Source organism: Tardiphaga sp. 866_E4_N1_4, from assembly GCF_052076075.1.
GTDB lineage: Bacteria > Pseudomonadota > Alphaproteobacteria > Rhizobiales > Xanthobacteraceae > Tardiphaga > Tardiphaga robiniae.
The window spans coordinates 5,522,939-5,540,334 of sequence record NZ_CP197242.1; the positions used below are offsets into that span (position 1 = coordinate 5,522,939).

Sequence of the window (17,396 nt, forward strand, 5' to 3'; positions counted from 1 at the left end):
CAATAGCAGCCGGGGAGACGATCGCAAAGGGTCGGATTAGCCCCGTTTGCCAATCACCCGGGCTGGATTGCCTGCCACGGTGGCGCCGTCCGGAACGTCCCGGGTCACGACACTGCCGGCGCCGATCACGGCGCCGTCACCGATGGTGACGCCGGGCACGATAATGGCCCCGCCGCCGATCCAGACATCGGCGCCGATTTTGACCGGCCGGCCGAATTCCAGTCCGTTGCGGCGGGTCTCGGCGTCGCGGGGATGGTCGGCGGCGTAGATCTGCACGGCCGGGCCGATTTGCGTCCGGTCGCCGATGGAGACCGCGACGATGTCCAGGATCACACAGTTGAAATTCAGGAAAACGTTGTCGCCGAGATGGATGTTGTAGCCGTAGTCGCAGAAGAACGGCGGCCGGATCACGCAGTCGGCGCCGACCTTGCCGAAATGCTCGGCGAGCAACGTCCGTCGTTCGGCCACGGGCCGGTCCAGCTGCGCGTTGTATTTCGCGAGCCAGGCCTTGTTGGCCTTCTCGTCGGCGACCAGTTCGGGGCTGCCAGGGCGATAGAGTTCGCCCGCCAGCATTTTCTGCTTTTCGGTCCTGGTCAGTCGATGTCTCCCAGTTTCGGAAATGCATCCGGCGCGGCCGCCAGCGCGGCCCGCGCTTTGGCGCTGTCGTCGTCCATCTGGCGGATCAGGGGTTCGATGCCCTCGAATTTCATTTCATCGCGGATGAAGGCAATGAAGGCGACGTCCAGTGCCTGGCCGTAAAGGTCGCCCTTGAAGTCGAACAGGAAGACTTCGAGCAAAGGCGCGCCGTTATCGAAGGTCGGGCGGCGGCCAAAGGATGCAACGCCGTCGAAGTGCTCGTTTCCGCGGCCGACCCGCACGGCGTAGATGCCGTGCTTGAGGCCGCAATTGTTATTCAGGCGGATATTGGCGGTGGGATAGCCAAGGTCGCGGCCGAGCTTTTTGCCGTGGATCACTTCGCCGGTGATGAACCACGGCCCGTTCAGCATCTCCGTGGCCTCGGTCACCTGGCCCTCAGCCAAGGCCATGCGGATGGCCGTCGAAGACACCGGGCGCTCATCGATATCGACATGCGGCTGGATGTCGACCTCGATGCCGAGGCGCGGCGCTTCGTTGGCCAGCAGGCTGGGCGAACCGACGCGGCCTTTGCCGAAATGAAAGTCGTAGCCGACGGCGATGCCGCTGATGCCGAGACGCTCAATGAGATCGTGGTGAATGAAGTCTTGCGCCGTGGTGCTGGCGCGTCCCTTGTCGAAGGTCATCACGACGGCGCCGGCGAGGCCGGTTCCCGCCAGCAGGCGCAGCTTGGCGGCTTCGTCGGAGAGTCGGAACTGCGGCGTGTTCGGGCTGAAGAAACTGCGCGGATGCGGCTCGAAGGTCACCGCCAAAGCGCTTGTTTTATGCAGTTCCGCCATGCGTAACGCAGCACCGATGACGGCGCGGTGGCCGAGATGGACGCCGTCGAAATTACCCATTGCCACGACGCATCCGCGCGGGATGGCATTGGCGGGCGTTGTGTCGCGGATCACGCTGAAAGCAGTCGTCATGATTGGATTCGTTGGTGGTTTTGGCGGGTGAGGGACCGTGGCGCGCCCACCACGTCGAAGTCAAGCGAAGGTAAAATCGGCTTTCTTCTCGAATTTGACGAATTTCGCGCCATGGGGCGGTTAACTGGAAATTTAACCCACCCTGCTAATTCTGGCTCCGGGCCGCGGACAGCAATACTCGCCAATCCCGGTTGGAACGGTTTGCCTGACGGCAAATATCATTTTTTGCATTTGCGTATCGTGCCTCAGGGGGAATGAAGATGGCGGTTGATTTGTCGATGACGGTGCTGGTGGTGGACGATTACAACACCATGATCCGCATCATTCGCAATCTTCTGAAGCAGCTTGGTTTCGAACACATCGACGATGCCAGCGATGGTTCGATGGCGCTGGAAAAGATGCGTACCAAGAAGTATGGCCTGGTGATTTCCGACTGGAACATGGAGCCGATGACGGGCTACGACCTGCTCAAGGAAGTCCGCGCCGACCCGAACCTGTCGCAGACCCCGTTCATCATGATCACGGCAGAATCCAAGACCGAGAACGTGATTGCCGCCAAGAAGGCCGGCGTGAACAACTACATCGTCAAGCCGTTCAACGCGGCGACGCTGAAGACCAAGATCGAAGCCGTGTTCCCGGACACCGTGCCGGCGTAAGCCGCGCAGCTTCGCTCAGAGCTTTCGAATTTCGCAATGCCCGGCCTTGTGCCGGGCATTTTGCATTTTGGCTCCCCCTGTCATTCTGGGGCGTCGGAATGCGACGACGTCACGCGCAGGCGAACTTCAGCCACTCCAATTCGAGTGGCGGGGAATCTCGATCCACACTCGTCATTCCGGGGCGCACGTAAGCGGCAGAGCCGCTGAAGTGCGAACCCGGAATCTCAGAGTGTTTTGCGCTGAACATGTCGGGATTCCGGGTTCGCGATACGCCGCCTTCGGCGCCTCCTCGCGCCCCGGAATGACGAGCGTGGAGCTGGAAGACGTCAAACATTTTTTCCTATCTTCCGTTGACAACATCCCTATCAGGTTTACATTCCCCTTCGTCCTGCCCCACCGAGAGGGGCGATCGCGATCGTCACGTTCGCGGGGTGGGATGCGGTGGACGCCGGAGATGCGGCGTCACGCGGTTCATGGGGGAACGTCTGTCTTCGGGCAGGACGGATCTGCGCCAGCACTGCCACTGGCAAGGAGACGGCCGACCTTCGGATGGAAAGAGCCCTGGACAGCGTGACGGACGACCAAATCGAAACGCGTTCGGCCCAGTCGCTTGAGGCTACCCTGTCCCTCCGCCCTGGGACATTAATTTTGGTGATGGGACCGTTCGCCATGGCAGATGTGCAAGCAACCGAAAAAACACCGCATGCGGAACGCCGGGCAATCGCTCGGCGCCTCCGAAAGTCCTGATGCACACTAACCTGCGGAAGACCGCATTCGCATCAGGCCCAAGGGTGCAACGGGCACCCGGCGTTCCGCACGCCCTCTCACAGGGGGCGGGAATGCAAGCCACGACGGCGCCCCCGCGCCGCAAACAATGGGGGCGATGACGCATGTCTGAAGAGCAGTGGCTGTTTGAAATTTGAATCTGCGATGGAGGCGCCGCACCCACGGTGTCATCCCCGGGCTTGACCCGGGGATCCAGCTTGGCCCGCACACCGTCGCACAAGACAAGGTGGATGGCCGGGTCAAGCCCGGCCATGACGTGGGGAGAAGCCTGGGATTATTGCGAAGCTCGCTTCGCGCCATCCGGCCATGACGACCGAGAGCGTCATCCCATTCTATGTTTCAGATCACCACTTCAATTCACGCATCAGCGCCTTCGGTGGATGGCCGAACAGTTCCTTCACTTCCGAGGCGCCCATCTGTTCGATGCCTTCGAAATCGCCCGCATGGATGCCGCGGGTGACGAACAGCAGGTCGATGCCATAGGCGTGCGCGCCGGCGAGATCGGTGCGCACGGAATCGCCGATCGCCAGCACGCGATCCAGCGCCGTGTCCTTGCCGCGCTTCGCCTTGGCCAGCGCCATGGCCTGATCGTAGATCGGCCGATGCGGCTTGCCGTAGAAGATCACCTCGCCGCCCATCTCGCGATAGAGTTCAGCGACCGCGCCGGCGCAGTAGATCAAGCGGTCGCCGCGCTCGACGATGATGTCGGGATTGGCGCATACGAGCGTCAGCTTGCGCGCCAGCGCTTGTTGCATCATGTCGCTATAGTCGTCGGCGGATTCGGTCTCGTCGTCGAACAATCCGCTGCAGACGATGTAGTCGGCCTGTTCGAGCTGGGTGAGCTTCACATCGAGGCCGCGATGGATCGAACTGTCGCGGTCCGGCCCGATCAGATACATCGCCTGACCCGGCCGGCCCGCGACGAAATTGCGCGTGAGGTCGCCGGACGAGACGATGGCGTCATAGGTGTCGTCAGCGACGCCGAGCTTGCGGAGCTGCCGCTGCACGGAGTCGGCGGGGCGCGGCGCATTGGTGATCATGATCACCGTGCCGCCCTTGGCGCGAAACGTATGCAACGCCTCGCAGGCTTCGGGGAAAGATTCGAGGCCGTTATGGACGACGCCCCAGATGTCGCTGAGGACGACGTCGACATGTCCGGTGAGGTCGCGCAAGCGCTCGGCGAAACGTAGTGTGGTCATTGGATTGAGGGCCGTTCAGTTCGGGCCGGTGGCGCGGCGCGCCAGCGCGGCATTGCCGGTGGTACGCGGCGGCTCAGGCCGCGCAGGCGTGGTTGGGGCGGATCTCGCTAGGCCATTGGGGTCGGTGGGCGCCTTTGCGGGGTCCTTGGCGGAGGGATTTGGCGCACCGCCATTGGCCGGCGTTTCCGGCCGGAGCGGGCGGGGCGCCGCGAACAGGAAGCCTTGCCCGAACCGGACGTCGAAGTCGAGCAGGTCGACCACGGCCCGTTCGCCCTCGATTCGCTCGGCGATCAGGTCGATTCCGAACCGGCCGAGCAGGTCGGAGAGATCGGCGGGATGAATGTCGGAATTCGACGTCTGCTTGGGGTCGAGCAGGAGTGCTGCCGGTACCTTGATAAAGCGCACGCCGCGATCGGCGAGGTCGCGCGGCTCGATCCGCAAATCCGTGACGTGATCGATGGAGAAGCGGTAGCCGCGCTGGGCGAGGGCGGCGAGATGCTCGCTCTCGATCGGGCCGAGATTGCGGAACACGTTCTGCTTGAATTCCAGCACGAAGGACGGCGCCAGCGCGCGGTTGGCTTCGAGGAAGTCGATGCATTGCGCAAAGGTCTCGGCATTCGACAGGGTCGCGCCAGCCATGTTGCAGAACACGCCGACATCCTTGTTGCGCACCATCAGGCGGCGCAGCACCTGCATGCAGCGCAGCAGCACGATGTGATCGATCTGGCCCATCAGGCCCGCGGCTTCTGCGGGACCGATGAACTCGTCGGCCGTGATCACCTGATCCTTGTCGTCGCGCAGCCGGGTCATCGCCTCGTAGAAGCGCACCTTGCGCTGCGGCAGCGTGACCATCGGCTGCAGATAGATGTCGATACGATTGTCGGCGATGGCACTCTTCACCATGGCGGTGAACTGCGCATTGTCGCGCGCTGGCGCTGCCTCCGGCTTGACGATGATCGCAGGTGCCGTCGGTGTCACGGTGTCCTCGGCGACTTCGACGGCAAGCGGCACATCGGCAGCGGTCACGGGTTTGACCGGTGGCGATGGCGGCGCGATGGCGGCAGACGCGGTCATGGGTGCAGGCATCGCTGTCAGCATGTCTTCGTGGGTGGCAACCGATGTGGCGAGTTGCTTCACCAGCGCACCCAATTCGCCGATCTCTCCAGCGACGGTCTGGATACGGTCCTGATTGGCTGTGCCGGCGGATGCGATCTTGCTCTCGACCACGGCGAGGCGGCGGCCGAATTCGGCGACCTGCCGGGCAAGATCGGCGGTGCCGCGCGACAGATCGGTGATCTGGCCAGTGGATTCGGCGCGGTCTTTGATGCGCATCGACACCGCGTTGTAGAGGATCATCACGGTCAGCGCAGTCAGTGCGACGATGGCCGATTCGTAGCCGCTGATGCCGGCGATCGCATACAGCACCAAGCCAAGCGAGGCTGAGACCAGCACCATGCAAATGCCGACAAAAATCGTGGAGATGCGGATCATAACGCGCGCAACATCCTCAAATCCAAACTCCTGCACGGCACGACAAAGGTCCGGCCGCGAGCGCTCCCGGCGCTAAGTACCCGGCCAACCTTAGCATTATTGTTGATTCGGAAAGCAGGGCTGGGAGAACTTGCCCACCGGTGCTTTTGCACCTCAGGCGCTGGCGCGGCCGAGCGTATCTGCCATGGCGGCGCCACGTGCGCCCATCGGCCGTCCAGGTCCGACGGTGGTATCCACGGCGGTCTGGTGTTCGATCTCGGAATTCAGCTCGGCCCCGCACAGAACGATGATCGCGGACATCCACATCCACATCATCAGGCCGATGGCGGCGCCGAGCGAGCCGTAAGTGACGCTGTAATTGCCGAAATTGGACAGGTACCAGGACAGCAGCGCTGAGCCGGCAAGCCAGAGCAGGGCTGCAGCGAGGGTGCCGATGCTGAGCCATTCCCAGCGCGCGCCGGGGCGGCTCGGACCGAAGCGGTAGAGGATGCCGAGCGCCAGCACGACCACCAGCAGCAGAAGCGGCCAGCGGGAGAGGCTGATGATCGTCTTGCTGTCGGTCGCGAGACCGATCCGGTCCAGTGTCAGCGGCAGCGCAACGACGGCGCTGACCATGAGAAGGAGCGCGGCGATGGCACCGGCGGTGAAAGTGAGTGAGAGCATATTGAGCCTGATGAAGCTGCGTTTCTCGCGTTCGCCATAAACGACATTGAGCGCGTCGATTACGGCCTTCACGCCGGCATTGGCGCTCCACAGCGCCAGCGCAAGGCCGAACAGGAAGGTGAGGCCGAGTTTGGCCTGCCCGTTGGCGAGCACGCGCGCGATCTGGTCCTGCACGATCTGGAACGAGCCATCCGGCAGCATCAGCGCCAGCGTCTGCAGGTTGTCCGAAATCGTGGAAGCATCGGCAAACAGCCCGTAGCAGGAGACCAGCGCAGTGATGGCCGGAAACACGGCGAGCAGGCCGAAGAACACGACGCCGGCCGCTATCGCCAGCAGCCGATCCTCGTTGATCTGCTCGTAGGTGCGCCACAGCACGTCCTTCCAGCCCGTCCATGGAATCTGCAGCGGGCTGGAAGAATGGCGGCCGCGTCCGGACTGAGCGAGTTCGCGGGTGAATGTCGCTGGTGGCGGGACGTCGGTGTCGCCGATCGGTTGCGGCTCATCTGCCACGGACCTCTCGGTATTGCGTGTCGAGAAAAAGCTCTGCAACGCGAGCACGGCAAAGGTTGTCGCTGCGACAAGCAGCAGACTGTCCGTGTCGGATCGGCGGACGACCATCAGGCGTTCGCTTTGCTCACGGGTCTGCGGGCTGGGGCTGGCTGCGCAAGGCTGCGGCGCCGGGCGAAAGCCCAGCCGGCAAGCGTCGCGGCCAGAACGAGGCCGGCTTTGACGGGGCCATTGTTTGGCAGGGGCTGAGCTGGGCGCGTGCTCGGCCTGAATTCATTGGGCGCGGCCGCGCGATGTGGTGCGGCCGATGTGACCTGCTCATGCTTGCCGGGGCTCGCATTGATCGCGACCCGCAAGCGGCTGCCGAGACTGGGAAACTGTTTCGCCGGGCGTTTCAGCCGGCTCGCGGCGAGGACAGCGAAGAGCGCAGCGAGCACCAGCAGCAATCCGCCGGTTGCGCCAAATGCCTGAAACAGCCCGTAGCGCAATTCGACCCAGCGAAACAGTGCGGCGGCGCCGACCAGCAAGGTGGCAATCAGAAAGATGCCTGCGGCAGCGTAAAGTCCGGCAGCAACCGCGTAAGACACCGCGATGCCCTGGGTCTGCTCGCTGCGGTCACGGATATAGGACGATGTGGCGCGCTTGACCTGATTGAGCTTGAGCGCGAGCCCTGTTCGCACCAGGGCGCTTGCGAGCGGTGGCATATGGAAAGCCTCGTTCTGCGCCGGCCAAAATATGAATGTTGCGGCGACCGACATTTGAAATTGAACGGGGAGGCATGACGAAGGTTCCGCCGTGGCGAACCTTGTGGCGTCGCGCATGGCCAACCTCAGGTGATCGCGGGGCCGAACGCTTGCCGGTTCCTGCCTGCGCTGGTACCACGCCGCAATGAGCGAAAAGTCTGAAAAGCCCAAAAAACTCCAGAAACTGCGCGCGCGCCTGCCGCGCGGCCTTGGCGACCGCGGACCGGCCGATATCGCCGCGACCCGGCGCATGACCGACACCATCCGCGAGGTCTATGAGCGCTACGGCTTCGAGCCGGTCGAGACCCCGACCATGGAATTCACCGATGCGCTCGGCAAGTTCCTGCCTGATCAGGACCGGCCGAACGAGGGCGTGTTCTCATTCCAGGACGACGACGAGCAGTGGATCTCGCTGCGCTACGACCTGACCGCGCCATTGGCGCGCTACGTCGCTGAGCATTGGGACGTGCTGCCGAAGCCGTATCGCAGCTACCGTGCAGGTTACGTCTATCGCAACGAGAAGCCGGGCCCCGGCCGCTTCCGCCAGTTCATGCAATTCGACGCCGACACCGTCGGCTCAGGCTCGCCGGCAGCCGATGCCGAGATGTGCATGATGGCGGCGGATGCGATGGAAGCGCTCGGCATTCCGCGTGGCAGCTATTTGGTGCGCGTCAACAACCGCAAGGTGCTCGATGGGGTGATGGAGAGCATCGGCCTCGGCGGCGACGAGAACGTCGGACGTCGCCTCACGGTGCTGCGCGCCATCGACAAGATGGACAAGTTTCCGGTCGACGAGATCAAGAAGCTGCTCGGCCCCGGCCGCTGGGATGGCGGCGAGGAAGGCAAGGGCGATTTCACTAAGGGTGCGGGACTCTCGCCGGACGATTCTGAGACAGTACTGCGCAGTCTCGACGCAGCGAGCGAGCCGACTGCGAAGCTCGATAGCTCCGATGCATACAAGCAGGGACGCGCCGAGCTTGCCGAGATCGAAAAGCTAATCACTGCGGCGGGCTATCAAACCGATCGCATCAAGATCGATCCGTCTGTCGTGCGCGGCCTCGAATACTATACCGGCCCCGTTTACGAAGTTGAACTCACGCTTGAAACCAAAGACGAAAAGGGCCGCCCCGTTCGCTTCGGCTCCGTCGGCGGCGGTGGTCGTTACGATGGTCTCGTCTCGCGCTTCCGTGGCGAGCCGGTGCCCGCTACCGGTTTCTCCATCGGCGTCTCGCGCCTGCAGGCGGCGCTGACGCTGCTCGGCAAGATCGACACCACGCCGGATTTCGGCCCGGTCGTCGTCACCGTGTTTGATCGCGACCGTGTCGCCGATTATCAGAAGATGGTTGCGAGCCTGCGCAATGCCGGCATCCGCGCTGAGCTTTATCTTGGCAATCCCAAGAACATGGGCAACCAGCTGAAATATGCCGACCGACGCAATTCACCCTGCGTGATCATTCAGGGCTCCGACGAAAAGGCGACCGGCGAAGTGATGCTGAAGGATCTGATCCTCGGTGCCGGATTGTCGGATCTGGAAGGCGATCGCGACGCCTATCTGCAGAAGCAGGCAGAGGCGCAGACCAAAATCGCGGAAAACGATCTCGTGAGCGAGGTCCGCAAGATTCTCGACAAGCACGGCGTGAAGTGGAGCTCATAACCATCAGTTGATCGTCATGCCCGGGCTTGTCCCGGGCATCCACGTCTTGTTTGATACGGTCGATTGAGAAAGTCGTGGATGGCCGGGACAAGCCCGGCCATGACGAGAGTGAAATCATAAAAGGAGACATCAATGCCTGAGATCACGATCAACCTGGCGGCCGGCCGCACCGACGAGCAGAAGAAGGGCATGATGCTCGACATTACCCAGGCGCTGGTGAAGAATCTCGGCGTCACCGCCGATGCCGTCGTCATCCAGATCAACGAAGCGCCGCTCAACAATAAGATGAAGGGTGGCCAGACCTTCGTCGAGCGCGCAGCCGCCGCGGCGAAGAAGTAAGTCTCTATCCAAACACTGCAATATTCTGACGGCTGGCCATGATGGGCCGGCCGTTTCGATTCCACAGCGTCATCGCCTGGCTGGAATAGCCGCCGGCGATCTGCTCGGCGACATTGCGGATCAGCCACCAGCCGTCATCGGTGGTGATCTCGTCGGTGAGCATGTCGATCGACCAGGTCATCGTGCTGATCGGCGAGGGCGTTGTGGATCGGACGGAAGCTGCCGGCGGCGGCGCGTCGGCCAAGGCCAGCAACGCCACCAGCGATGGCTGGATGCCGGGCTCGCGGTGGCGCAGCCACAGCATCATCTGCGGATCCTCGCTGCCGCTGAACGGCGTCGAGCCCCCCATATGCCGGCCTTCGATATGCTCCAGGAAACGCAGCGTCGGCGGCGCACGGCGAAAGAAATCCGGGCAATGCTCCGGTGCTTTCAGTTCCGGCGTCCCGGTAACCACATGGGCAAAAGCCGATTCACGCGCGGCGCCGAAGCAGAACATGGCGCGGGTCGCGAGGCCTGCTTCGCCGATAAGATCGACGCTGGCGAACAAGGTCGATTTGCCCTTGCGCAGAACGCTGGCGCGCAAATGCAATGGACCGGGGGCCGGGCCGATGAAGGCGATCTGCGCCGAGCGAAGCGGCGGCACGGCGCCGAATTCATTGAGCGCAGCCTGCATGCACAGTGCCGCGGCCAGACCGCCATAGACGGTACGGCCCTGTAGCCAGTCGTCGCTGACGTTGACGGCCCAGCCGTCGCCGGAGCGCGTCATGGACGACATCAATGCGGTGAATTCGGTCATTGCGTGTTCCTGATGTTTCCTGTCGCCGGCGTCGTAACGCGCCATTGGGATGATTAGCATCATCTATAGCGGGGAACGCAACGGTGGGAAACATCCAGTCAGCGGGCGCGCGGCTCTATTGCGGCCGGTGCATGCCCTTCATCTTCTCGATGTCTTTGACATTCATCTTCATGCCGCCGGGCATCATGATGTCACCGGGCTTCTGGTCCGGCTTGCAGGCGCCGAGCCATTTGGCTTCCAGCTGCGTGGTGTTGTCACCAGTATTAGCCTTGGCGCCGCCAGTGCTCTGCGACGTGATCTTCATCGTATACGCAGAGTTGAAATCGCCGGTGATCTCGGCATGCGATGTGCTGGTGGTGCCACCGATATTGCAGACCGAATCCGTGATATAGCCCGTCGCGGTCTTCCTCATCTCGTTCTTCGAACACATATCCTTCGCCATCGGCGAGAAGGTCGTGTTCATGAACTTGTCGGTGGTCTCGTCCGTGCAGTGCTGCATCGTCATGCCGGGCATCCCGGCGCTGCCCTGCATCTTCATTTCCCAGAGCCCGGCCTTGCGTGCCGGCAACTCGATGGGATCGGCGATGGCGGGGATTGCCCACAACATCGCAGTCGCGCTCAAAACGGAAATATTCAACAGTGAAACATAGCGTCGCATCATGCTTGGTTCTCCCCAAGCCGATGAGACGCTGTGTCGCGTGAAAAGGTTCAGTAGCGAACGCGGAGTGGCCGATCCGAGGCGCCATAGGGCACCCAGCGGCAGGCGAATGAGACGTAGGCGCCATATTCCTGCGGGGCGCTCAGGAATTTCACGACCTTGCCGTAACGCGCACAATGATCAATCGCCAGGGCGCGAATGTCGGTCTGGCTGATCAGGGATGTGGAGATGATGCCGCCGGTGTCATTGCCCTTGAATGGCGGCACCCAGTCGGCCTTGGCCGCGCTGCTCAGGATCGCACCGCTCAGACCTGCAGCCAAAATCGCCAACCGAATCATTCGCATCACCGTCTCCATCGTCGTTATGGGCACCTTAGAGGGCATCGGCGACGCTGAAAAGAACGCCGTCCAGGTTCTGACAGAGTTGTGCGCTGGGTGTGGCCGCGATGCACTTGACCCTGCACGGGCTTCGCGGCACGTTCCGGGAACAATCATCAGACGGCGGATTCCCCATGCGCGACCTCATTTCATCCTGGAAGAAAGCCGTCCTGGCTGCCGTTACCGGCGCCGTTCTCGGGCTTATGACCTTGGCTCCGGGCGCACAGGCTGCGAACCTGCTCGAGCTGAACTTCTGGCTGTCCGGGCCGAACTACGAGGGCCGTCTGGCGGAGTGCGAGGCTGGTCTTTCGACGATTTCGTCGCAGTTCCAGGACAAGGAAAGCACCTTCTGGAATTCGGCGCTGCAGATCACCGGCTTCAGCCGTGTCCATGAGACGGCCTTCCGCCCCTGGACCTCCGACAACATTCCGCGCCGCTACTGCACCGCCGACGCGATGCTGACCGATGGCAAGACGCGCCAGGTGCATTACTCGATCATCGAGGATGGCGGCTTTGCCGGCTACGGCCAGGGCGTGGAATGGTGCGTCGTCGGTCTCGACCGCGACTGGGCCTATAACCCGCGTTGCCGGGCGGCGAAGCACTAAGCTTCGTTTGCGGATCCAACCCATTTTGTTCTTGAATTGTTCTTGATGCCTGATTAGGTTTGCCCTTCTCAGGGGTGGGGCGCGTCATGTTTCAGGCATTTCGATTTGTCGTTTCGCTTGGGTTTCTCGCGCTCGCGGCGCTGAGCGCCTATCCGGCCTCCGCCCAGGATCGCCGGCAGAATGCGCCGGGCGAATTCGATTTTTACGTGTTGTCGCTGTCATGGTCGCCGAGTTTCTGCGAGGCGGCTCAGGAGCGCGGCGGCAACAACCGCTCAGCCCAGATGCAATGCGGCGGCCGGCCTTACTCTTTCGTGGTTCATGGCCTGTGGCCGCAATATGACCGCGGCTTCCCGAATTACTGCGAGCGTCCGGCCCCGCGGCTGGCACGCAATATCATGCAGTCGATGCTCGACCTGATGCCCGCGCCCGGCCTGATCTTCAATGAATGGGACAAGCACGGCACCTGCTCCGGCCTCGGCCAGCGCGCCTATTTCGAAGCCATCCGCAAGGCGCGCGCCGGTATCAAAATTCCCGACGAATTTCTCGATCTGCAGCAGGCCAAGACGATTGCGCCGGACGCAATCGAGGAAGCCTTCATCAAGGTCAATCCGGGCCTCAGCAATTCGGCCATCGCCGTGACCTGCGATCGTAACCGCCTGACCGAGGTCCGGGTCTGCATGAGCAAGGATCTCCAGTTCCGCGCTTGCGAGGAGATTGACCGCCGCGCCTGCCGCCGCGACCAGGTGGTGATGCCGCCGATGCGAGGCGGCTAGCTCAACCGGCATTCCTAGCGTACTGCTGGCGCATGAATTATCGACACGCCTTTCACGCCGGCAACTTTGCCGATGTCATCAAGCATATCGTGCTGGTCCGTATCCTGACGCATCTGCAGGAGAAGCCGGCGCCGTTCCGCGTCATCGACAGTCATGCCGGCGCCGGGCTCTATGACCTGACCGGCGATGAAGCCACACGCTCCGGCGAATGGACCACCGGCATCGCGCGCGTCCTGCAGGCGCGGTTCAGCGAAGCCAGTGCGCCGCTGGTCGCGCCCTATCTCGACATCGTCCGGTCATTCAATGCGCCGCGCGAACTCAAAGCCTATCCCGGCTCGCCGCTGATCGCGCGCGCCTTGATGCGGCCGCAGGACAGCATGGTGTGCTGCGAGGTCGAGCCCACGGCGCGGAAGAAGCTGATCTCGGCGCTGCGCAGGGACGAGCAGGCCCGCGTGGTCGATATCGATGGCTGGATCGGCCTGCCGGCCTATGTGCCGCCGAAGGAACGACGCGGCGTGGTGCTGATCGATCCGCCCTATGAAGACAAGAACGAGTTCGCGCGGATGGCTGCAGTGTTCGAGCAGGTCTATGCCAAATGGGCGACCGGCATTTACATGCTGTGGTATCCCGCCAAGAGCCGCCGCGCCACCGATGAGCTGGCGCAGCACGTCGCCGCGACGGCTGCTGCATCTGCCACACCTGGTAAATGCCTGCGCCTCGAATTCAGCGTTGCACCGCAAACGGCGGATGGTCCGCTGACCTCGACGGGCCTTTTGATCGTCAATCCGCCGTGGAAGCTTGCTGCGGAGCTCAAGGAAATTCTGCCGCAACTCGAGAAGCCGCTTGGCCTTGGCGGCGCCGGACGCTTCCGGCTCGAGACGGCCAAACCCTGACGTCGCACGGCCTGCGCCGAACTACGCAAACTCCAACTATCAAACGGCGCCGCCAAAAACGGTAGTCAATCCCGGCGGAACCGTATTAAGCTGCTGTCATTATGACTGGCTTTACGTTCCGCTTCCGCGAATGGTTGCGGCGGAGTGACGTGGCCCAAATCGATATTGAAACAAGGCCTAGCTTCCGTGGAGTGAATGTCCGGTCGGTCGCAGCGTGAAAGCGCCGCGGCGGAGCATTGCGGGGAGGGACCCGATGGGCATGAGCGGTACGGTCAAGTTTTTCAATGGCGAGCGTGGCTACGGCTTCATCAAGCCGGACGATGGCGGACGGGACGTGTTTGTGCACATTACCGCAGTCGAGCGCGCTGGCCTGAAGGACCTGATCGAAGGACAGCGGATCACCTTCGAGGTCGAGCCCGACAAGAAGGGCAAGGGCCCCAAAGCGGTCAATCTGGTCATCACAGGATAGCGGCGGATCCAGCTTGGGAGTGGGCCATAAAAAAAATCCCGGCCGCAGCGCGGCCGGGAGTGGATGGCGACGGTTTCTTGTACTTGGAGATAAAGTACTTGAAGACGAAGTCCGGACGCGAGGCGTCCGGAGCCGGACTTAAAAGTGATAGTTCACGCCGATACGCACAGTGCCGAAGCTGAGCGCGCTGTCGGTGCCGGTGAGCGTGTAGGTGTTCTTGGACAGATCGACGTAGAGATATTCGATCTTGGCGGTCCAGTTCTGGTAGATGCCGACTTCGGCGCCGACGCCGGCGGTCCAGCCGACCGAAGTCTGGGACTGCTGCAGGCCGTTCAGCTCGGCTTCTAGGCTGCCGAAGGAGAGACCAGCGGTGCCGTAGAGCAGCACGTTGTTGAAGGCGTAGCCGATGCGGCCGCGCGCGGTGCCGAACCAGGGGTTCGAGAACTTGTAGGTGGCGAAGCGATCATCTGCGCCAGTGCCCTGCAGATCGCCTTCGAGACCGAACACGATGTTGCCGCTCTGCCAGTTGTAACCGCCGGTCACGCCGCCGGCGATGCCCGAGGGCTTCGCGCCGGTGTTGGAGACGCTGCCCCATTCGTAACCGAGAGTGGCGCCGAGATACGGGCCGGCCCAGCTATAGGCATTGAGCGGCTGGGCAACGGTATAGGGGGCGCGCGACCGGTAAGGCATGTCCGCCGCATGTGCTGTTGTCGCACCTGCAGCCACGAGGGCGACTGCTGCGAACGCAAACTTACTCATCTCAACTCTCCAAAATACGCGTTACTGCCGGCCCATGGGAGCGCGCTCGGGATCTGCCGAACGAAGCCTTAGGGTTACGGAATTCCATCTTTTATCGAGACGATTTATCGAGAGTTTTAGATTAAGCGGTCCTTAACGGCCCTCAGCGGCGCCGTATTGGCGTTAAAAGAGTCTTACTTTTGACGATCCGCGAATTTCCCGGGCGGACAGCCAAAATCCTGTGGCTTGCTGCCAACACCCGGGAAACCGGTTGTTACACGGGCATTCGGGTCGGTCGGATGCTGGCGATGGCCCGCCGCAGCGCCTAAATTAGGCTCATGATTCAAGACCCCACTGAGCCGCTGCACGAGACGCCATCTGAGCCCGCGGCAGAGCCAGGTTCCGACAGCCCTAGTTCCGGACAGGGCATCCAGTCGACCCTGCAGGCGCCACCCGATCTCGAACCGGAACCCGCGGCGGCCGACGACGAGGAAGACGGCGCGCTCCCAGATGCTGGCGATGACGGTTCCGGCGACGTGGTTGCCGAGGGCCCGCTGGCGCTCGGCCGCGCGGCCATCGAACATGCCGTACGCCATGCTCCGACATCGCCCGGCGTCTACCGGATGCTGAATGCGGCCAACGACGTGCTGTATGTCGGCAAGGCCAAGAACGTGAAGAAGCGGTTGTCGTCCTATGCAAGGCCGACCGGGCAGGTGATGCGCATCGCACGTATGATCGCGGCGACCGTGGTGGTGGAAATCATCTCGACGGCGACCGAGACCGAAGCATTGTTGCTCGAGGCCAATCTCATCAAGCAGCTGCGTCCGCGGTTCAACGTACAGCTCCGTGACGACAAGTCCTTTCCGTATATTCTGATCTCGGGCGATCACTGGGCGCCGCAGATTCTGAAACATCGCGGCGCGCAATCGCGGCCCGGCCGCTATTTCGGACCGTTTGCGTCGGTGGGCGCGGTCAACCGCACCATCACGGCACTGCAGCGCGCGTTCCTGGTGCGGTCGTGCACGGATTCCTTTTTCGAGAGCCGTACGCGCCCGTGTCTGCTGTATCAAATCCGTCGCTGCTCTGGCCCCTGCACCGGCGAGATCGATTTTCCCGGCTATACCGAACTGGTGCGTGAGGCGAAGGACTTCCTGTCCGGCCGCAGCCGCGCAGTGAAGCAGCTATTGGCTGGTGAAATGGAGAAGGCGTCGGATGAGCTCGCCTTCGAGCGCGCCGCGCTGTATCGCGACCGCCTTGCAGCCCTGTCTGCCATCCAGTCGCAGCAAGGCATCAATCCGCGCACGGTGGAAGAGGCCGATGTCTTCGCCATCCATCAGGAAGGCGGTTATTCCTGCGTCGAGGTGTTCTTCTTCCGCACCGGCCAGAACTGGGGCAACCGCGCCTATTTCCCCAAGGCCGAAAAATCATACACGCCGGAGGAAGTGCTCGGCTCGTTTCTGGCGCAGTTCTACGAGGATAAGCCGCCGCCGAAGATGGTGCTGCTGTCGCATGCCATCGAGGAAAGCGAGCTGTTGGCCAGCGCGCTCGGCGTCAAGGCAGGTTTCAAGGTCGAGGTGCTGACACCGCAGCGCGGCGAAAAGAAGGAGCTGGTCGTCCACGCGCTGACCAATGCCCGCGAAGCGCTTGGCCGCAAGCTCGCCGACACGGCGACGCAGACGCGTCTGCTGGAAGGCATGTCGAAAATGGCGGGCATGGCCACGGTGCCGAAGCGTATCGAGGTCTATGACAATAGCCATATCCAGGGCACCAACGCGGTTGGTGCAATGATCGTGGCGGGGCCGGATGGCTTCATCAAGAACCAGTACCGCAAGTTCAACATCAAGTCCGAGGGGCTCACGCCCGGCGACGACTACGGGATGATGAAGGAGGTGCTGCAGCGCCGCTTCAAACGGCTGCTGGCACCGCCGGTTGAGGGCGAGGTGGCCAAGCCGAAAGACGATGACGTGCCGCTATGGCCTGATCTCGTCATCATCGACGGCGGCCGCGGCCAGCTCAATGCAGTCAAGGAGATCTTCGACGAGCTGAAACTGACCGATGTGACCCTGATGGCTGTGGCCAAGGGGCCGGATCGTGACGCCGGCCGCGAGACCATGTTCATTCCTGGCCGCGATGCCATCAAGCTCGAGCCGCGGGATCCTGTGCTGTATTTCATCCAGCGGCTGCGCGACGAAGCGCATCGGTTCGTCATTGGATCGCACCGCACACTGCGCAAGAAGGACATCCGTGAGGCCGGATTACAGGAAATCCCGGGAATCGGCCCAACCCGCAAGCGGGCACTCCTGCACCATTTCGGAACGCTGAAAGAGATCGAGCGGGCCTCCGTAGGCGACCTCGGCAAGGTTCCCGGCATCTCGGCCGAGAGCGCCCGCAAGATTTTCGACTTTTTTCACCCCCAGCCAGTGGCCAGATGACCGCAAAGATGGACGAGACGTAATCTGGCTGTCGCATGCCTTGGGGCAGTTT

The 17,396-nt window shown here is 62.5% G+C and carries 18 protein-coding genes; 8 read left to right on the plus strand and 10 right to left on the minus strand.

The features are described 5' to 3' along the window. Positions 1–36: 36 nt before the first annotated feature. Both AB8B20_RS26570 and AB8B20_RS26575 read right to left on the minus strand, forming a co-directional pair. Positions 37–597: a sugar O-acetyltransferase gene (locus tag AB8B20_RS26570; protein WP_093759350.1), complete on the minus strand. Its 561-nt coding sequence runs from the start codon at positions 595–597 to the stop codon at positions 37–39. Continuing rightward, complete coding sequence (locus AB8B20_RS26575) at positions 594–1,565, minus strand: bifunctional riboflavin kinase/FAD synthetase (protein ID WP_439074026.1); 972 nt, start codon at positions 1,563–1,565, stop codon at positions 594–596. Before AB8B20_RS26575 ends, AB8B20_RS26570 begins: the two co-directional genes overlap by 4 nt. A 260-nt stretch (positions 1,566–1,825) precedes the next feature. Between AB8B20_RS26575 and AB8B20_RS26580 the strand changes: the two genes are divergently transcribed. After that, positions 1,826–2,221 (plus strand): response regulator, encoded by a 396-nt coding sequence (locus AB8B20_RS26580; RefSeq protein WP_089263591.1) that lies wholly within the window; start codon positions 1,826–1,828, stop codon positions 2,219–2,221. Positions 2,222–3,351: 1,130 nt separating this feature from the next. On the opposite strand, the gene AB8B20_RS26585 is transcribed toward AB8B20_RS26580, so the two are convergent. From AB8B20_RS26585 to AB8B20_RS26600, 4 genes are all read right to left on the minus strand, one after another. Beyond that, a complete protein-coding gene (locus AB8B20_RS26585) occupies positions 3,352–4,206 on the minus strand; it encodes a TIGR01459 family HAD-type hydrolase (protein WP_439074025.1) in 855 nt (284 codons plus the stop codon). Between the two features lie 15 nt (positions 4,207–4,221). Further along, positions 4,222–5,697, minus strand: coding sequence for an EAL domain-containing protein (locus AB8B20_RS26590; protein ID WP_439074024.1), 1,476 nt, complete (start codon positions 5,695–5,697; stop codon positions 4,222–4,224). Positions 5,698–5,850: 153 nt separating this feature from the next. Further along, positions 5,851–6,978 (minus strand): YihY/virulence factor BrkB family protein, encoded by a 1,128-nt coding sequence (locus AB8B20_RS26595; protein ID WP_439074023.1) that lies wholly within the window; start codon positions 6,976–6,978, stop codon positions 5,851–5,853. Next, complete coding sequence (locus AB8B20_RS26600; protein ID WP_439074022.1) at positions 6,978–7,571, minus strand: phage holin family protein; 594 nt, start codon at positions 7,569–7,571, stop codon at positions 6,978–6,980. Before AB8B20_RS26600 ends, AB8B20_RS26595 begins: the two co-directional genes overlap by 1 nt. Before the next feature lie 184 nt (positions 7,572–7,755). On the opposite strand from AB8B20_RS26600, the gene hisS reads away from it, so the two are divergent. Beyond that, positions 7,756–9,264 (plus strand): histidine--tRNA ligase, encoded by a 1,509-nt coding sequence (gene hisS, locus AB8B20_RS26605; protein ID WP_439074021.1) that lies wholly within the window; start codon positions 7,756–7,758, stop codon positions 9,262–9,264. A 132-nt stretch (positions 9,265–9,396) separates the two neighbouring features. Then, on the plus strand, positions 9,397–9,603 hold the full coding sequence (locus AB8B20_RS26610; protein WP_093759344.1) for a tautomerase family protein: 207 nt from the start codon (positions 9,397–9,399) through the stop codon (positions 9,601–9,603). 4 nt (positions 9,604–9,607) lie between these two features. On the opposite strand, the gene AB8B20_RS26615 is transcribed toward AB8B20_RS26610, so the two are convergent. From AB8B20_RS26615 to AB8B20_RS26625, 3 genes are all read right to left on the minus strand, one after another. Continuing rightward, positions 9,608–10,399, minus strand: coding sequence for a thioesterase family protein (locus AB8B20_RS26615; RefSeq protein ID WP_439074020.1), 792 nt, complete (start codon positions 10,397–10,399; stop codon positions 9,608–9,610). 115 nt (positions 10,400–10,514) lie between these two features. After that, entirely contained in the window at positions 10,515–11,060 is a 546-nt protein-coding gene (locus tag AB8B20_RS26620; protein ID WP_439074019.1) for a DUF3617 domain-containing protein, read from the minus strand. Positions 11,061–11,107: 47 nt separating this feature from the next. Further along, positions 11,108–11,401, minus strand: a complete 294-nt coding sequence (locus tag AB8B20_RS26625) for a hypothetical protein (protein ID WP_175367616.1) — start codon at positions 11,399–11,401, stop codon at positions 11,108–11,110. A 167-nt stretch (positions 11,402–11,568) separates the two neighbouring features. Between AB8B20_RS26625 and AB8B20_RS26630 the strand changes: the two genes are divergently transcribed. From AB8B20_RS26630 to AB8B20_RS26645, 4 genes are all read left to right on the plus strand, one after another. Continuing rightward, positions 11,569–12,039: a hypothetical protein gene (locus AB8B20_RS26630; protein ID WP_175367615.1), complete on the plus strand. Its 471-nt coding sequence runs from the start codon at positions 11,569–11,571 to the stop codon at positions 12,037–12,039. An 86-nt stretch (positions 12,040–12,125) separates the two neighbouring features. Beyond that, complete coding sequence (locus tag AB8B20_RS26635; RefSeq protein ID WP_439074018.1) at positions 12,126–12,812, plus strand: ribonuclease T2 family protein; 687 nt, start codon at positions 12,126–12,128, stop codon at positions 12,810–12,812. A gap of 32 nt (positions 12,813–12,844) precedes the next feature. Then, positions 12,845–13,705 (plus strand): 23S rRNA (adenine(2030)-N(6))-methyltransferase RlmJ, encoded by an 861-nt coding sequence (locus tag AB8B20_RS26640; protein ID WP_439074017.1) that lies wholly within the window; start codon positions 12,845–12,847, stop codon positions 13,703–13,705. A 253-nt stretch (positions 13,706–13,958) separates the two neighbouring features. Then, positions 13,959–14,174 (plus strand): cold-shock protein, encoded by a 216-nt coding sequence (locus tag AB8B20_RS26645; RefSeq protein WP_068731145.1) that lies wholly within the window; start codon positions 13,959–13,961, stop codon positions 14,172–14,174. A gap of 138 nt (positions 14,175–14,312) precedes the next feature. Here the strand turns inward: AB8B20_RS26645 and AB8B20_RS26650 are convergent, their stop codons facing one another. Further along, positions 14,313–14,933 (minus strand): outer membrane protein, encoded by a 621-nt coding sequence (locus AB8B20_RS26650; protein WP_068731146.1) that lies wholly within the window; start codon positions 14,931–14,933, stop codon positions 14,313–14,315. 317 nt (positions 14,934–15,250) lie between these two features. Here AB8B20_RS26650 and uvrC point away from each other — a divergent pair, with 317 nt between their 5' ends. Then, on the plus strand, positions 15,251–17,344 hold the full coding sequence (gene uvrC / locus AB8B20_RS26655; protein ID WP_439074016.1) for an excinuclease ABC subunit UvrC: 2,094 nt from the start codon (positions 15,251–15,253) through the stop codon (positions 17,342–17,344). The last annotated feature ends 52 nt before the right edge of the window (positions 17,345–17,396 follow it).

Bases quoted from the DNA above. Each gene is read 5' to 3' on its own strand.
- AB8B20_RS26645 (WP_068731145.1), top strand. From the start codon at position 13,959: ATGGGCATGAGCGGTACGGTCAAGTTTTTCAATGGCGAGCGTGGCTAC.
- AB8B20_RS26585 (WP_439074025.1), bottom strand. From the start codon at position 4,206: ATGACCACACTACGTTTCGCCGAGCGCTTGCGCGACCTCACCGGACAT.
- AB8B20_RS26615 (WP_439074020.1), bottom strand. From the start codon at position 10,399: ATGACCGAATTCACCGCATTGATGTCGTCCATGACGCGCTCCGGCGAC.
- AB8B20_RS26620 (WP_439074019.1), bottom strand. From the start codon at position 11,060: ATGATGCGACGCTATGTTTCACTGTTGAATATTTCCGTTTTGAGCGCG.
- AB8B20_RS26590 (WP_439074024.1), bottom strand. From the start codon at position 5,697: ATGATCCGCATCTCCACGATTTTTGTCGGCATTTGCATGGTGCTGGTC.
- AB8B20_RS26575 (WP_439074026.1), bottom strand. From the start codon at position 1,565: ATGACGACTGCTTTCAGCGTGATCCGCGACACAACGCCCGCCAATGCC.
- AB8B20_RS26600 (WP_439074022.1), bottom strand. From the start codon at position 7,571: ATGCCACCGCTCGCAAGCGCCCTGGTGCGAACAGGGCTCGCGCTCAAG.
- AB8B20_RS26625 (WP_175367616.1), bottom strand. From the start codon at position 11,401: ATGCGAATGATTCGGTTGGCGATTTTGGCTGCAGGTCTGAGCGGTGCG.
- AB8B20_RS26640 (WP_439074017.1), top strand. From the start codon at position 12,845: ATGAATTATCGACACGCCTTTCACGCCGGCAACTTTGCCGATGTCATC.
- AB8B20_RS26630 (WP_175367615.1), top strand. From the start codon at position 11,569: ATGCGCGACCTCATTTCATCCTGGAAGAAAGCCGTCCTGGCTGCCGTT.
- AB8B20_RS26650 (WP_068731146.1), bottom strand. From the start codon at position 14,933: ATGAGTAAGTTTGCGTTCGCAGCAGTCGCCCTCGTGGCTGCAGGTGCG.
- uvrC (WP_439074016.1), top strand. From the start codon at position 15,251: ATGATTCAAGACCCCACTGAGCCGCTGCACGAGACGCCATCTGAGCCC.
- AB8B20_RS26635 (WP_439074018.1), top strand. From the start codon at position 12,126: ATGTTTCAGGCATTTCGATTTGTCGTTTCGCTTGGGTTTCTCGCGCTC.
- AB8B20_RS26595 (WP_439074023.1), bottom strand. From the start codon at position 6,978: ATGGTCGTCCGCCGATCCGACACGGACAGTCTGCTGCTTGTCGCAGCG.
- AB8B20_RS26580 (WP_089263591.1), top strand. From the start codon at position 1,826: ATGGCGGTTGATTTGTCGATGACGGTGCTGGTGGTGGACGATTACAAC.
- hisS (WP_439074021.1), top strand. From the start codon at position 7,756: ATGAGCGAAAAGTCTGAAAAGCCCAAAAAACTCCAGAAACTGCGCGCG.
- AB8B20_RS26610 (WP_093759344.1), top strand. From the start codon at position 9,397: ATGCCTGAGATCACGATCAACCTGGCGGCCGGCCGCACCGACGAGCAG.